15 protein-coding genes are annotated in these 14304 nt (G+C 38.4%); 4 read left to right on the top strand and 11 right to left on the bottom strand.

Annotated features, from left to right (window positions below; translation table 11 throughout):
- Positions 1 to 23: 23 nt before the first annotated feature.
- Positions 24 to 800: an MBL fold metallo-hydrolase gene (locus ATE92_RS10930; protein WP_100803747.1), complete on the top strand. Its 777-nt coding sequence runs from the start codon at positions 24 to 26 to the stop codon at positions 798 to 800.
- A 2-nt stretch (positions 801 to 802) separates the two neighbouring features.
- Entirely contained in the window at positions 803 to 1297 is a 495-nt protein-coding gene (locus ATE92_RS10935; protein ID WP_100803748.1) for a hydrolase, read from the top strand.
- A gap of 15 nt (positions 1298 to 1312) precedes the next feature.
- On the opposite strand, the gene ATE92_RS10940 is transcribed toward ATE92_RS10935, so the two are convergent.
- The 11 genes from ATE92_RS10940 to ATE92_RS10990 form a co-directional block, all read right to left on the bottom strand.
- Positions 1313 to 1978: an alpha/beta hydrolase gene (locus ATE92_RS10940; RefSeq protein ID WP_100803749.1), complete on the bottom strand. Its 666-nt coding sequence runs from the start codon at positions 1976 to 1978 to the stop codon at positions 1313 to 1315.
- Between the two features lie 82 nt (positions 1979 to 2060).
- Complete coding sequence (locus tag ATE92_RS10945; RefSeq protein WP_100803750.1) at positions 2061 to 2402, bottom strand: hypothetical protein; 342 nt, start codon at positions 2400 to 2402, stop codon at positions 2061 to 2063.
- Positions 2403 to 2524: 122 nt separating this feature from the next.
- Positions 2525 to 3115 carry a hypothetical protein gene (locus ATE92_RS10950; protein ID WP_157809622.1) on the bottom strand — a complete coding sequence of 197 codons (591 nt, stop codon included), beginning with the start codon at positions 3113 to 3115 and terminating at the stop codon, positions 2525 to 2527.
- A 57-nt stretch (positions 3116 to 3172) separates the two neighbouring features.
- Complete coding sequence (locus tag ATE92_RS10955) at positions 3173 to 3484, bottom strand: hypothetical protein (RefSeq protein WP_100803752.1); 312 nt, start codon at positions 3482 to 3484, stop codon at positions 3173 to 3175.
- Complete coding sequence (locus ATE92_RS10960) at positions 3484 to 4740, bottom strand: dihydroorotase family protein (protein WP_100803753.1); 1257 nt, start codon at positions 4738 to 4740, stop codon at positions 3484 to 3486. Before ATE92_RS10960 ends, ATE92_RS10955 begins: the two co-directional genes overlap by 1 nt.
- Positions 4737 to 6659 carry a BatA domain-containing protein gene (locus tag ATE92_RS10965; RefSeq protein WP_100803754.1) on the bottom strand — a complete coding sequence of 641 codons (1923 nt, stop codon included), beginning with the start codon at positions 6657 to 6659 and terminating at the stop codon, positions 4737 to 4739. The genes ATE92_RS10960 and ATE92_RS10965 overlap by 4 nt, the downstream gene beginning before the upstream one ends.
- Positions 6660 to 6815: 156 nt before the next feature.
- On the bottom strand, positions 6816 to 8024 hold the full coding sequence (locus ATE92_RS10970; protein ID WP_100803755.1) for an ATP-binding protein: 1209 nt from the start codon (positions 8022 to 8024) through the stop codon (positions 6816 to 6818).
- 170 nt (positions 8025 to 8194) lie between these two features.
- A complete protein-coding gene (locus tag ATE92_RS10975) occupies positions 8195 to 8716 on the bottom strand; it encodes a hypothetical protein (RefSeq protein ID WP_100803756.1) in 522 nt (173 codons plus the stop codon).
- A 119-nt stretch (positions 8717 to 8835) separates the two neighbouring features.
- Positions 8836 to 9600, bottom strand: a complete 765-nt coding sequence (locus tag ATE92_RS10980) for a TIGR02757 family protein (protein WP_100803757.1) — start codon at positions 9598 to 9600, stop codon at positions 8836 to 8838.
- A gap of 3 nt (positions 9601 to 9603) precedes the next feature.
- Complete coding sequence (locus tag ATE92_RS10985) at positions 9604 to 10263, bottom strand: ABC transporter ATP-binding protein (protein ID WP_100803758.1); 660 nt, start codon at positions 10261 to 10263, stop codon at positions 9604 to 9606.
- A 56-nt stretch (positions 10264 to 10319) separates the two neighbouring features.
- The gene (locus ATE92_RS10990; protein WP_100803759.1) at positions 10320 to 12743 is read right to left on the bottom strand and encodes a DUF5916 domain-containing protein; all 2424 of its coding nucleotides are present in this window, start codon (positions 12741 to 12743) and stop codon (positions 10320 to 10322) included.
- 385 nt (positions 12744 to 13128) lie between these two features.
- Here ATE92_RS10990 and msrA point away from each other — a divergent pair, with 385 nt between their 5' ends.
- Together msrA and folE are read left to right on the top strand one after the other, a co-directional pair.
- The gene (gene msrA, locus ATE92_RS11000; protein ID WP_100803761.1) at positions 13129 to 13674 is read left to right on the top strand and encodes a peptide-methionine (S)-S-oxide reductase MsrA; all 546 of its coding nucleotides are present in this window, start codon (positions 13129 to 13131) and stop codon (positions 13672 to 13674) included.
- The gene (gene folE / locus ATE92_RS11005; RefSeq protein ID WP_100803762.1) at positions 13674 to 14273 is read left to right on the top strand and encodes a GTP cyclohydrolase I FolE; all 600 of its coding nucleotides are present in this window, start codon (positions 13674 to 13676) and stop codon (positions 14271 to 14273) included. Before msrA ends, folE begins: the two co-directional genes overlap by 1 nt.
- Positions 14274 to 14304: the final 31 nt, after the last annotated feature.

Raw genomic sequence — 14304 nt, forward strand, 5'->3', positions numbered from 1 at the left:
AAAATACTGTTATTTTTGTGAGAATGAAATCACCCCTCACAATTACATTTTTAGGCACCGGAACCTCACAAGGAATCCCTGTAATTGGCAGTGAACACCCGGTTTGTAAAAGTGAAAACCCAAAAGATAAAAGATTGCGTGTTTCTGTCCTGTTAAGTTGGGCTGATTTTAATTTTGTAATTGACATTGGGCCCGATTTCAGACAGCAAATGTTACGCGAAAAATGCTCGAGAATAAATGGAGTGTTACTTACTCATGAACACAGTGATCATACGGCCGGAATTGATGATATAAGACCCTTTTATTTTAAGCAAGGAGACATTCCTTTTTATGCTCATAAACGAGTTTTTAAATCGCTGCACCAACGTTTTGCCTATATTTTTGAAACTGAAAATAAGTATCCCGGCGCACCCACCATCACCGAGATCGAAATTAATAAGGAAACGCCTTTCAACATTGGGGATAAAAAGGTAATCCCGGTTGAAGCTTATCACGATACGTTGCCTATTTTAGGATTTAGAATTGAAGATTTTACATATTTGACAGATGTAAAAACAATGGCCGACGCCGAAATTGAAAAAATAAAAAACACCAAAATTCTTGTTATAAATGCGCTTCGGGAACACCCGCATGCGTCACATTTCAGTCTGTCTGAAGCATTGGACTTTATTGAGGAAGTAAATCCGCAAAGAGCCTATTTAACGCATATAAGTCATTTACTGGGCTTTCATGATGAAGTCTCAAAACAACTACCGGAAAATGTATTCCTGGCTTACGACACCTTAAAAATCACCTTATAATTATGAAGAATAAAATATTTATGTACCTGTTCTTTTTTGCTGTATTGTTTATAATTTTTCAATACATGAACGAGAAATCGATTTTTGAAGCTCAGGAAAAGAAAATAACATCTTTATCCGAAAAGTACACAGTTGCGCAGGATTCATTATTGAATATGCAAAGTCTGGTGGCCGATTTGAATTATTTTACGCTACAGGGCAATGAAAATGCAATGGTATATCTTGAAAACACCGGCCGTGATCCAAAAGCAGTTGAAGCCTTTGTTAGCGATGCAATTTACGATCAAAATCTTGAACAAGGGGGTAATCCCTTGGTGCCCTTTGCAGGTATAAATGGCACAATGTTAGTAAATAAAATAAAATTTTTAAATCACAGATGGCTGTTGGCCGATTTTTCGGATGGAAAGTATTGGGGAGAAATGCTTTTGGAATATTCCTTTAACGAAGCCAGTGAATTGGAGCTTCATACATTGGGTTCGTTGTTATATCCACAGTAAACTTAAATAGATTAATTACAACGAATTTACGGTCGCCAGCCAATTTTTGAATTCAAAAAAGTTTTGAGGGGCTACACCATGTCCCACCGGAAATTCCGAATAGGTGCAGTCAATACCCAAAGCATCTAAAATTGGTTTCGTTTTTCTGGCCCATGTTACTGGAATGACCATGTCTACACTGCCGTGGGACGTATACACATGTAAATCACTAAAATCATTGTTTTTAAAATCTTTTGTCAAAATGGCTTCATTAATATAACCACTCAATCCTATCACATTTTTTACTTTTTCGGGATAGCTAAGGGCTACAGCAAAGCTTAAAATCGTTCCCTGACTAAAACCAAGGAGGGTAATGTTATTTTTATCCACTGGATATTTTTCAATAATATCATCGATACAATCGGAAATGAGATCCCGTGAAACAATTGCCTGCTCATCATCGCTAAATTTTCCGTCATTGTCATCAAAATAGATGTTGTACCAGGCATTTCCGTAGGGTTGCATGGCAATGGGTGCTTTTAAGGAAATTATATGATAGTTTTCAGGTATTTCTGATGCAAATGAAAAAAGGTCGTTTTCATCACTTCCAAAGCCGTGAAGCATAATAATCGCCGGCGCTTTTTCGGAAATAGTTACAGGAGCCTTATAATTGTGCTCCAACAAGAGGGTTTGTTTTGTCATGTGACAAAAATAAAAGATGCCGCTTTATAACCGAAACAAATTCAGTATAAAAAACAGCATCTATAAAAAATCATTGTACGTCCTAGGCAACTCCCTTAAACCATTCCTGAAACTGCGCTCCCAGTAATGGAACAAGTTTCTTTTCTCCTTGAATAGCTCCTATAAAGCCCAAAAGCCAGAAAACCAGCATTGCTATTTGAATGATCCAGGAAAGAATCCCTATATTAATGGCAAAAATAAGCGCGACATTTAGAAGATATAGAGCAAAGCCCACTATCATGATGCCCAACATTTGTCGAATATGAAATGCCCCGTATTCGGTTTTATTTCCATTGTGCATCACCAAGGCGATAATCCACCCAATTAGAAATACATACGCTATAATACCAACGGTTTTACCATTGTCTGCAGAAGTTTCTGTCATAATACTTTTGTTTAGGTTAGTAAAAAGTTAAATCCTTTAAAGATAAGGCATCTGATTTAATTATTGCGAGGCGTCAATAAATTTCTATATTGAAGAAACACTAATTTTTAGCAGCAGGACATTTATTGATCTTCTAACGCAGCAACATAGGCTTTACTGGCATCTGTTATAAAAACAGGGGGCATGGATTCGACCACCGATCGCTCAACAGTGTCGAAATATTCATAGGCAGATCCATTCCATCGCCATACAGGATATGGGGAGAAACCGGCACCTCCAACTAAAATATCGGGGTAATTCATGTTTTTGGTGGTTGCCAGTAACAACACTCCCGGGAACCCAAAACTTGAAGTATATCGTTTTGATGTATCCTTTATGAACAGATGGTAGGAAACACCATCGGCTCCCGATGTAAAAGAATTGCCAAATTGCAAGGCGATTTCTTCTTTACCATCCCTATTTAGATCTACCGGGTACACAACGACATCAAAAGGAAACCCCGAAGCTGTTCCATCTTTAAATTGAAACTGTTTTCCGTTTTTTGCAACCTGGAATTGAGTGAGCGTAAAGATTTCGTTCTTTTCGGAATTTGTGAGAGTGGAGCTTGCATTCTTAAATAATAATTCAGCTTCGGGAGTTAGAATTTCATCCTGTGAGTCACACGCCAAACAACACAATATGAAGACAGCACATAAAAAATACGCCTTTTCCATATAAAAAATAAGTTGAAGTTAATACGGAGTAATAAGTATACCTAAAGATATGCTATTCTAGTCCAGAAAGGTGAACCACGTCTGAAATTTCTCACTTAAAAAAGGAATCGCTTTTTGTTTGTTTAACAAGGCCATCACAAAGGATAGAATCCACAAACCAACGGAAATCCAGTACACATAAAATCCAATTTCATAATTTTGAAGCGCTACCGAAACAAACAAAAGAATTACCAATCCGAACATGTTTTTAATATGCCATTTTGCAAACTCATGTTTATCGTCCCTATTCATAAAATAGGCAATAAGCATTCCTACAAAAGTTAGATATGCAATCAAAGCTTTTTGTTTTCCTGAAGGGTTTGTATCCATTAGCCGTTTACTGCCAGTTTTTTGTTTGCATAGATTCCGTAGGCCTTTCCCTTTAATTTACAATGTAAAAGTGCTGCATTTTTAGAGGAAGAAATGATATCTTTTTCAGAAAAAGTCCAGTTTATTTCCGGATTAAAGAGCGTTATATTGGCATTCTTGCCTTCTTCGATTGGAGCTGGCTTTACACCGAAGACTTTCTTTAACCCGGTCAGTGCTGCCACCGCAGTTTCGAATCCGCTTACTTTATTTAGCGCCCCAAAGCAACTTTCGAGTCCGATGCTTCCAAAATCGGCATGATCAAATTCGGTTTTTTTGCGTTCTATATCGATAGGATCGTGATCGCTGGTTACTCCGTCAATAGTACCTTCTTTCAGGCCCTTTAGGAGCGCTTTTGTATCTTCTGAAGTTCGCAAAGGAGGGAGTAGTTTGTAATTTGTGTCGAAGCTCTCCAGGGCATCGTCTGTGAGAAACAGATTTGAAACCGCTACACTACAAGTCACATTCAATCCCTTCTTTTTCGCCTCTTTAATGAGGGCCACAGCTTTTTTGGTGGAGATGGTAGGAATATGAAGTTTTCCTCCGGTATATTCCAGCAGATAAAGATCTCTGGTAATTTGCAGTTCTTCGGCAAGTGAAGGAATTCCTTTTAAACCCAAAAGGGTGCTGTTGAGTTCTTCGTTTACCATTCCGTTTCGGGAAACCGATTTTTCGTAGGGGAACGACTGCACCAAGCCATCGAAATTTTGAGCGTATTGCAGCGCAATTTTTAAGAGATTGGCGTTTTCTATGGGTTTTTTATAATCGTAGAAGGAAAGTGCTCCTTCATTTTTCATATCGAATAATTCGGCTAAATCCACGCCTTTGCTACCCATGGTAAGGGCACCAATAGGGTAGAGGCTAACCGCATTTCCTTCGGCTTTCGACTTTAAGAATTTGATGTTTCCTTTGCTATCGGTTACCGGAAAAGTATTCGCATTAACAGCTACGTGTGCAAATCCACTGTAGGCCGCAGTTTTTAATCCGTTATTAATAGTTTCGCGTTCTTCAAAACCCGGTTCTCCAAACGATACACTCGAATCGAACCAACCTTGAGAGACATGTAAGTTAAGTAGAGAAACCTCCTTAACCTGCTTGGTATTGACAATGGAAGCTGCAATTTTCTTTATAGTTCCATTTTCAATAAGTATATCTCGTTTTTTTAAATGATGTTTACTCGTGGAGTCAACAATGGCAGCCGATTTTAGTAGTATGTTCATTTATAGAATTTTAAGATAAGCATTTCTAAAACGAGAAACAGCAAGGCAAAAATAACAAACCATTTCCAAAAACTGTGTATCGAATTCGCTTCAGCGATACTGTCGAACAATTCATTTACATTCGAATGTGTTGTAACACCCTGCCAATCCTCACTATTTGCATATTGTAGGACGCTTTCTGCCCTGTTAAAATTATAACTTATGTTTTCTACAAACTGCGTTTCCTTCTCAATTTGATAGGTTCCTGCTTTTCCGGGCTCATCCAAAGTGGTAATATCCACCTTGTTTGCCTTGGTTTGCTGTAACGGAATAAAACGGAAAGTACTGTCTTTTACGGTTAGAATTTCATCCTGCATAAGCTGAACAGGTACCGAAAAATTGTTTTGCCGTCCAATGGTGTAATACAATTTGGGTAATAGTAAACTCTGTTGCGCCATATTGTATAGTGCCGGAACAATTAATGGAGAGTTTTGAAAGTTCGAATTTTCAGAATTGATAGGTGCTGTGCTCACATAAATGGTTCCGGATTGCAGCATAAAGGGTTTGCCGTCTTCAAACCGCAATACCGGAGTGGCACCCGTTTGTATCTCGAAATACGAATTTACCTTCGGGTATTGAAAATTTACCACACGTTTTTCAAAGACATTTTTAAAGAGCGGATGGTCAAATACAATCTGAGTGATTTTCTTTTCCTGAGTTGCTATTTCTGAAAAGGTCCCTGCTCCAAAAGTGTTCAACAATGCATTGTATGTGTTTATTTTTGCTTCGGCTGAAGGAATTATCAGTACGCTTCCTCCATTATCTGTAAACGACTTGAGGGCAGTGGTAAGCGAAGCGGGAATATCTTTCAATTCGTTTAGAACAATAAAATTTTGATCCGGAATTTGATTGTAATTCAGCGTAGTACCGGTTTGCTGCTGGTAGTCGAATTCAGGCTGATCAAATAAGCGTTGTAAATAGTTGGTATTTGCCTCATTAATGCTTAAAACCTTTATTTTTTTAGGGGTATTTACACTAAAATACAAGGCGTTATCGAATGGTAAGTTGGGTTCGGTAATTTCCAGTTTCCCGAGAAATGATTCCGAATTTGCAATATCGAAGGTAAGAGTAGTTGTTTTATTTTCTGAAAAATTTACCCCCGACTTGGCAATGAGGGTCGCGCCGTTGTACAAAGAAACAGGAATGTCTTGTCTAATTTCTCCGGAAGCCGATAGCCTTACATTGAGTTTGATGGTTTCGGCCGATTTTGAAGCCACATATACCGAATCGATAGAAATGTTCGCAGAAGAAACCGGTTTTAATTGGACAGCATCAAGTTGTACTGCGTCCGGAATTTCCGGGAACGGAGCTTTTAGCTGAAAGTCGGATATATAAATCAGGCGTTTTTGCGCATTAGCATCCTTTGAAAACAGCTGATTGGCTTTGAGTAGTACTTCGGTAGGAGTGAGTTGTTTTTGCGAGTACCCTACGGAAAGAATTTCAGCTTTAAAATCTTGAACCGACACATTTTTTCGATCGAAATCGTTGGTAAACCAGCTAATCTTTTCTGTTCCTGCTGCTTGTGAATACAAATCCTGTAAAGATCGTTGCAACAATGGCCCCTGCGCTCCCGTAGCCTGCATACTGAATGAATTGTCTATATAAAGTACAGTTTCCTTTTGTGCAGATAGCGCCGATTTGCTAGCGGTAAATGGCTGCGCAAAGGCAAGAATGATGCAGGCAAGCGCCAACATCCGTAATAATAAGGTAATCCACTTTTTAAGTTGAGAACTTTTTCGTGTTTGAATGGTCACTTTTTTCAGAAAAGCTACATTGGTAAAATCGATTTTTTGAAAACGGCGAAGTTGGAATAGATGAATAAAAATAGGAATGAGTAGTAAAAGAAGTGCGTAAAGTAGTTCAGGGTGTTTAAACTGCATTCGAAAAATTATTTCTCATCCGAGGGTTTTGGTAATTATATTTTATGAATACCTTCCATTAAACTCGCGTCAAAGATATAAAATGCGACACAATTATGAGGGTTTCTTTAACCTAAACGTAAAAGTTTCGTTTTTACTATTGTTAATTCCGACAAATTAAGTGCTGCGCCCAAAAACGAAAAAGCGAAATGTGGTGCCTTTTCCAACTTCCGATTCCACCGTAATTTCGCCTCCCATTTTCTTAATAAGCTTTTGAACCGTAGATAGACCTATTCCGTGTCCTTTGTTTCCGTTTCGATCCAACTCTCCCACAATGGTAAATAAATTGAAAATTTGACCTAGTTTTTCTTGAGGAATCCCAATTCCATTGTCTGTAATTGTAAAGTGATATTGAGTGTTTTTTTGTTCACAATCGATATCTATCTTAATTTTTTCCTTGTCATTGTACTTGAGGCTGTTTCCGATTAGGTTCAGAAATATTTGTTCTAAAGCCACTCTGTTACAGGAAAGTTTCATGTCTTCGGGCGGAAAATTTATATCGCAGTTTACATTGATGTTGAGTAAATCTACAATTTCTTCGAGTAGATGCTGTATTTCAAATTCTTCATATTCCTTCTCTGCAATATTATCACTTTCGTAATGCATTAACAATCCGGTTATATAGTCGCTTAAGGTGAAAGAGGATTGTTTTAAATAGGATAAATATTCATGGGCCCGCTCATCTAATTGATCGGAATATTTCGCTATTAATATATCTGCCGTGATGATCATATTCGCAAGAGGCATTTTCATATCGTGTGAAACGATACCGGCAAAATTCTTAAGTTCTTCATTTTTTCTTTTCATTTCTTTCTGAAGATCTCGAAGCATTTCATTGTTCTTTCGCACTTCAAACAAGTTTATAACCTGATACGCCAGAGCAATCATTGCGTTTTTCTGTTTAATATCCAGCGTTCTTGGTTTGGTGTCGAAAACACATAGCGTGCCAATTGGGAAGCCATTCGGACTCATTAGTCTTACACCTGCATAAAAGACAACCCCTTGTTCTGTTACGATAGGGTTGTCCTTAAATCGGGCGTCTTTTCTGGCATCTTCTACTATAAATATTTCAGTTTCATCGAGGATGGCATGGCCACAAAAGGAGGTCTCTCTGGGAGATTCGCTAAATGGAACCCCAAAATGAGATTTTAAAAAATTTCTGTCCGAATCGAGAAGTGTAACCAAAGAAATAGGAACGTCACAGATACTTGCTGTTAGCGTAGTGATATTGTCAAAATCTTTTTCGGGTAAGGTATCCAGCAACTCATACTCTTTCACAGCGAAAAGCCTTTCGGCCTCGTTGTCAGGAAGTTTCGGTGTAATCAAGATGTCGCTCTCCTTAATAGTTAATGGTACCTTAGATGATACCGGTTAGGTAAATATAGACTATTTAAGAGAATATTAATAGCCAGATTGCAAAAAGAAAGTGGGTGAAATAAAATCTTAATTCACCCACTTTCCTATCTTTCTGAAAATAACCCTAATAAGATTATTTTTTAATTACATACTTCGAACATCATTGCCCAGCTGTTACCACCAATGGGAACACCTGCACCCCATGCAGTTTCCGATTGACCACTAATAGTATTAGTTACAACAGCATGCGCCGCAACATACACGCATTGTCCTGTTAACATAGACTGTCCTGTATATGCAACCGTAGTAGTTCCGGCGGGATGTGTTCCTATATAAGGAAATTGTCCAATTTTCGGATTTCCTCCATTGTTGGTCGGTAACTGGTTTAATTCGCCAATAAACAAATGAGTTTCTTCAATAACCCAGTCTCCGTCGGACTGATAGGTTACTACTATTTCGCCATTTACAAGATCCACTCTTACATAGCCCATTAGAATGTTTTGTCCGGCCATAAGATCTGTCTGGTACAAGGTAACAGGATCTCCTGATGTCTCTCCTTCACGATCTAGAACGAGGGAGTCCATATTCGATTCGTTGTGTTCCGGGGAACAACTAAAAAGTACTGCAATAATTGCGACAAGTAACGTAGTTTTTGTTTTCATAAGTATATAATATTTGGATTCGGTTCGCCAAATATATAAAAATAATTCATTTAATCGATAAAATAATGCATTTTATCGATTAAATGGATAAAAAGATCCTCAAAAAAGACCTCTATGAATCAAAATCCTTCAAAGACACCTAGTCCAAAAAGTGCAAAATCGTATTTTACAGGATCATCCGGATTTAAATTTCGAAGTGAAGTGTCTAACTCCAATAATGCCTTTCCATCATTCTGTTTTCTATGTAGCAGTGCTAATTTTCGGGCTACATTCCCGCTATGAACATCCAGCGGGCAGGAAAGTTGGGAAGGGGAGAGCGATTCCCAAATTCCGAAATCGACACCCGCAGCATCCTTGCGTACCATCCATCGTAAGAACATATTGAGGCGTTTGGCTGCCGAATTTTTAAAAGGATCACTTATATGTTTTAGAGTTCTTGTTTCATGAGGCAGACTAAAAAATACTTTTCTGAAATGGTGAATCGCCGGCTGAAGTGTTGTGCCTTCTGCGTGTTTTGAAAAGATTGATTCGAGTCCGCCGTGGTTTCTATATATATTCTGAAGGGCTTTCAGAAAATAATATAAATCTGTTTCATTGAAGGTACGATGTACAAAACTCACAAGATTGTGCGACTCTTTTTCTGAAAAATTAAGGACATAATCATAAGGTGAATTCCCCATAATAGCTGCCAATTTAGTTCCGTTTTTAATAATACTTTTACGATTTCCCCAGGCAATAGTCGCAACTAAAAACGCAGCGATTTCAATGTCTTCCTTTTTCGAAAAAAGATGTGGAATTTGTATAGGATCCGTTTCAATAAATCTAGGGTGATTGTACTGGTTTGATTTTTCGTCTAGAAAATCTTTCAGTTCCTGCGCATTCATGAATTACGATATAATTTTTCCGTCTTGCATCACGAGTTTACGATCGGCCATTTCAGCTAATTCCTCGTTATGGGTAACAATCACAAAGGTTTGTCCAAATTCGTCGCGCAGTTTAAAAAACAAATTATGCAGGTTTTCGGCACTTTCGGTATCTAAGTTACCGCTCGGTTCGTCGGCTAGAATAATAGCAGGATTGTTTACCAGCGCTCGTGCAACTGCAACCCGTTGTTGCTCTCCACCGGATAATTCGTTTGGCTTGTGTGTTTCTCTATGCGACAACCCGAGAAATTGAAGTAATTCTTTTGCGCGTTTTTCCGCTTCAGACTTAGAGGTATTTTTAATAAAGGCTGGAATGCAAACATTTTCAAGTGCTGTGAATTCGGGCAGTAATTGATGAAACTGAAAAATAAATCCAAGATTTTCGTTTCTGAATTTTGCCAATTGCCGTTGATTGAGCGTCGCAATATCTGTGTTATTGATGTGAAGGGATCCTATTTCATCTTCAAAAGAATCCAAGGTGCCCATAATTTGCAGCAAGGTGGTCTTTCCCGCACCCGAAGCTCCTACAATGGAAACTATCTCACTCTTTGCAATTTGCAGGTCCACGCCTTTTAAAACGTGTAAGGTATCGTAATGTTTATGAATGTTTCGGGCTATAATCATGCAGCAGTTTTTGCTTCGTGAAAATAGCATAAACCTATCGATTACACAACTAAGGCCTAGGAGTTTTTCTTAAAGATGTTCTTGATGTTGTTGTAATCTATGTAGTAGACCATTCGTAGCGAAAACACATGCTCGATGGGTTGTTTAAACAACGATTCCAGACTTTCGAAATAGGTAGCAGACGACTCGGAATTTGAATTAAACAACGAATTTCTGTACAGCGCTGTTAACTGACTCCCGGGTGCAAATTGCCAGGAATAGCCAAAATCCAGGTTCCAGGTATTAAAATTCACATTGGGATTGTTTACATCGGCCAGCGTATAGTTATCCTCTGTAGAAACTGTTCCATTTTCTTGTAATGTGTACAAGGTATTGTCGTAAGTCACCGTCGCCCAATAATTTCTAAACGTAAGTGATAGGGCGTGAAAGGAATTAAAATTATAATTGCCCGAAATACTATTGACAATAGTAGTCTGCGCACGCTGCCCAAAAACAATATCATCATTTACGGTACTTACGAAACCCCGACTTCCACTTCCGTCCTGGTAATTAAAATTATACCCCAAAGTAAACTTTTCGTTAAATCGCATTCTGGGTTCAAAACCAACCCAGTATTCAAATAAATCCCGTTCCGAATCGAACAAGGTAACAAAGCCTGTATGCGCAAAGAAGGCAAATTTCTTGGCGTAATTTGTATTCACCCAGGTGCTAACATTAAATGGATTTTTATATGTGAAAAATCTGCCTTCCGCTCTGGGCTCGTAGTAATCGTGTTGTTTTCCGGGTTGCACGTTTGCGTTAAATCCATATTCCCACAGTTTTTTGTTTTGGGCGTAAATATCGAAACCCAGACTATTGCCAGTGTAGATTCCGGGATCGAAAAGCATATTGTATTCGGCCCAGGTGTAAATGCTTAAATTATTAAAAGTTTCGGTGGGTTCGAAGATTCTGTAGGATCCAAAAGCACGAAAATTATTATAATTATTTCTGAAAGAGATTCCCAAATCGTTGATGTTGTATTCTCTGTCGGCAATCGTATTTTCAACCCCGTACCTGTAACTTCCGCTTACTTTTTCAATTTCTAACGAAGAACTGAATCCGGATCGATTTTCAATCGGTAAATTCAAGCTACTTACTTTTAATGTTCCATCGACATTCCATTTATTGGCCTTGTCGGTGATATCAAAAACCGCGGCGGTTACGTTGGCATCTCTAAAATGCCCATCACGAATAACACTTGTATTAATCAGGCTAATAGAAGAGTTTTTATTGAATTGTTGATCCAAAACAAAAATATTGTAGTTCGCCAGAGGCTCAACCACTTCTTTTCGGGTTTCACCGGTAGTGAGGTTTTTTATGGAAGCATACGTCTTTTCGGTTATGGCATTAAAAAATCCGATTCCTAATCCATTTTTGGTACGTCCCGAAACTTTTACAGCATTGAGCATGCTAACCTTGTTGGGATATTCTGTAACTTCTTCATCTTCGGCAACATTCGGAAAACTCGAAGGGCGACCTCCAATACGTCTGGAATAGAATAAATTACCTTTGGTGAACAAATCCACACCTTCAGTAAAAAACTGGCGCTGTTCAGAAAAAGTCTGTTCAAAAGGGCCTAAATTAAGGCGGACATCATCGAAACCTGTCTGACTAAAATCGGGAACCAGTGTTGCATCCAAGGTGAAATTTTCGGTAATTCCGTATTTCACATCCATCCCTGCATTGTAATCGTCGATTGTTTCGCCGTCAAACGATTTGACTACTGCCGAAGCAAACGGGTAGAAACTTAAGCGTGTAGGAGGTTCTATATTTTCGATACCCTGTAATAAACCATGGTACAGCCCGATATTTCCTTTGGTACGATCTATGGGATTCCAGGAATATTGAGAGTTATCTGTTCTAAAGCGTCTGTGGAATTGCAAGCCCCAGGTTTGTATTTTTTCATTGGAAAAACGCAAGGTAGAATAGGGGATTTTCATTTCAACAATCCATCCGTCCGATACAATTTCGACGGCACTGTCCCAGACCGCATTCCATCCAAAATCTTCACCATTACTTGGCGTTGCTATTGCATCAGCCTGTGTCCCGGAGGTAAATACAAAAAACTCGGTGTCGTTTTGAGCATCGTTATTTGGGTTGAGAATAACTCCAAAAAAATCGGATTGCCCAAAATTATCACGACTGGTTAATTGTCGCATAATTTTATCGGGGTTGTCGTATAAATAAGCACTTATATAAATGGCATTGTCATCGTACACCATCTTTACAATGGTTTTTTGATGAGGAGCTTCCACAACACCCATTTCGGGCCTGAATTGTGTAAAATCTTTGGCTTCATCTGCATTTTGCCATGCTGCATCATCTAAGATTCCATCTATTTTTGGAGCATCTGAAGTTCTATTTATTTGAAGGGATTTTTTTTCCTGTGCGGACGCTGTAAAAGCTGCTATTAAGGTAAAAATGATAAAAAGATATTTCATTAGATGGCGTTGTTAGATGTTTGCTTAAAGACTCATTGAATTTTGAAATGTTACAGGTGATGCCAAAAAAGCACCAATCCGTAATGAATGTAAATAAGCATCGTCTAAGATTCCTCTAAATTTATAGGATTTGTTGTTAGGTACGCGATCCACAATTTTTTGACGTAAAATTGTGGATAGTGAAAAACCTGTCGATTTTGGAAAATGTAAAAAATGATTGAGATGAAAACTATAAAGTTTCATTTTTTGATTTTTGATTGATGCTCCTTGTAAAGGGGATGAGTAACAAAGCTAGCTTACTCTCGTGGAGTGAACTATTAAGAAAAAGTTAAAAAGCGCATAAATTTTAACAATACATTAAAATAATTCCCATATTGGATAGAACATGGAAGAGAATTTTGAAAAAATAGTGCTTGCCGGAGGATGTTTTTGGTGTACCGAAGCTGTCTTTCAGCGGATTGAAGGTGTTGAAGAAGTAATTTCGGGCTACACAGGAGGAAACATTAAAAACCCTGCCTATCGTGAAATTTGCACGGGAAGAACCGGTCATGCAGAAGCAATTCAAATTACATACAATCCCACTCAAGTCTCTTTGGAAACTTTATTGGAGGTGTTTTTTGCAACTCATGATCCCACCACATTAAACCGACAAGGAAACGACATTGGTACACAATACAGAAGTGCTGTTTTTTATGCGAATGATATTCAGAAGCAAAAAGCAGCCGATTTTATAGAGCTCCTTACTAAAAACCGGGTGTTCGACAAGCCTATTGTAACAAAACTGGAGCCTTTAACGGTTTTTTACGAAGCCGAAGAAGACCATCAAAACTATTACAATGAGAATAAGGAGCAATCGTACTGTCAGTTTATCATTGCGCCAAAAGTTGAAAAAATAAAAAAATACTATTCAGAAAAACTAAAAACCACTTAATGGGATCCTATTCATTTTTTGAAGAATACAATCAAGAAGTCACAGACAGCTTAAAAAATAATTTTTCCGAAATTCTAAAAGGAATTGGCGAAGATGTTAAAAGAGAAGGAGTGCTAAAAACTCCCGAACGCGCTGCAAAAGCGATGCAATTTCTAACGTCGGGTCATTGTCAGGATCCTGCTGAAATATTGCGTAGCGCCATGTTTGCCGAAAGTTACCACGATATGGTAATTATAAAGGATATCGAACTGTATTCCCTGTGCGAACACCATATGTTACCATTTTTCGGGAAAGCCCATATTGCATATATTCCCAACGGACACATTGTTGGTCTTAGTAAAATCCCCAGAGTAGTGGATGTATTTGCCCGTAGGTTGCAGGTACAGGAACGCTTAACTCACGATATTCTCGAATGCATCAACGACACCTTAAAGCCAACAGGAGTTGCTGTTGTTATTGAAGCGGCTCATATGTGTATGATGATGCGCGGCGTTCAAAAACAGAACAGTGTGACTACAACTTCGGGATTTCGGGGACAATTCGAGAAAATTGAAACTCGCAACGAATTTCTAAAACTCATAAGCAGCGATCTCGCATAATTTTGGCACTCTTCTTGCGTTATTAATTTCA

The organism is Ulvibacter sp. MAR_2010_11 (genome assembly GCF_002813135.1).
Classification (GTDB): domain Bacteria; phylum Bacteroidota; class Bacteroidia; order Flavobacteriales; family Flavobacteriaceae; genus Altibacter.